This window comes from Allomesorhizobium camelthorni, assembly GCF_011045125.1.
GTDB classification, from domain to species: domain Bacteria; phylum Pseudomonadota; class Alphaproteobacteria; order Rhizobiales; family Rhizobiaceae; genus Allomesorhizobium; species Allomesorhizobium camelthorni.
The window spans coordinates 1-1,176 of sequence record NZ_JAAKZF010000265.1 but is presented as its reverse complement, the minus strand read 5'-3'; the positions used below and the strand labels follow the sequence as shown (position 1 = coordinate 1,176).

Sequence of the window (1,176 nt, the reverse complement as noted above, 5' to 3'; positions counted from 1 at the left end):
ATGGCCAAGAGTAAATTCGAGCGCACGAAGCCGCATGTGAACATTGGCACGATCGGCCATGTCGACCACGGCAAGACGTCGCTGACGGCTGCGATCACCAAGTATTTCGGCGAGTACAAGGCCTACGACCAGATCGACGCGGCGCCGGAGGAGAAAGCGCGTGGAATTACCATTTCCACCGCCCATGTCGAATACGAGACGCCGAACCGGCACTACGCGCATGTCGACTGCCCCGGCCACGCCGACTATGTGAAGAACATGATCACGGGCGCGGCGCAGATGGACGGCGCGATCCTGGTGGTTTCGGCCGCCGACGGCCCGATGCCGCAGACCCGCGAGCACATCCTCTTGGCCCGCCAGGTCGGCGTGCCTTCCATTGTCGTGTTTTTGAACAAGGTCGACCAGGTCGACGACGCCGAGCTTCTGGAGCTGGTCGAGCTCGAGGTGCGCGAGCTCCTGTCGAAGAACGAGTTCCCCGGCGACGACATTCCAATCATCAAGGGTTCGGCGCTGGCCGCGCTTGAAGACTCGGACAAGAAGATCGGCGAGGACGCGATCCGCGAGCTGATGGCTGCGGTCGACGCCTACATTCCGACGCCGGAGCGTCCGATCGACCAGCCCTTCCTGATGCCGATCGAGGACGTGTTCTCGATCTCGGGCCGCGGCACGGTTGTGACCGGCCGCGTCGAGCGCGGCGTGGTCAAGGTTGGCGAGGAGCTGGAGATCGTCGGCATCCGCCCGACCACCAAGACGACCTGCACGGGCGTTGAGATGTTCCGCAAGCTGCTCGACCAGGGCCAGGCCGGCGACAACATCGGCGCGCTGCTGCGCGGCGTCGACCGCGAGGGCGTCGAGCGCGGCCAGGTTCTGGCCAAGCCCGGCTCGGTCAAGCCGCACAAGAAGTTCAAGGCCGAGGCCTACATCCTGACCAAGGAGGAGGGCGGCCGCCACACGCCGTTCTTCACCAACTACCGTCCGCAGTTCTACTTCCGCACGACGGACGTGACCGGCATCGTGCAGCTGGCCGAAGGCACCGAAATGGTGATGCCGGGCGACAATGTGACGGTCGATGTCGAGCTGATCGTGCCGATCGCCATGGAAGAGAAGCTGCGCTTCGCCATCCGCGAAGGCGGCCGCACCGTCGGCGCCGGCGTCGTGGTTTCAATCACCGAATAA

The 1,176-nt window shown here is 64.4% G+C and carries 1 protein-coding gene; it reads left to right on the top strand.

Annotation, left to right across the window (positions count from 1 at the left end):
• Positions 1-1,176: an elongation factor Tu gene (gene tuf / locus G6N73_RS35775; RefSeq protein ID WP_165034559.1), complete on the top strand. Its 1,176-nt coding sequence runs from the start codon at positions 1-3 to the stop codon at positions 1,174-1,176.

What these genes read in the sequence shown, in the direction of transcription:
- tuf (WP_165034559.1), top strand. Translation starts at nt 1, where the DNA reads ATGGCCAAGAGTAAATTCGAGCGCACGAAGCCGCATGTGAACATTGGC.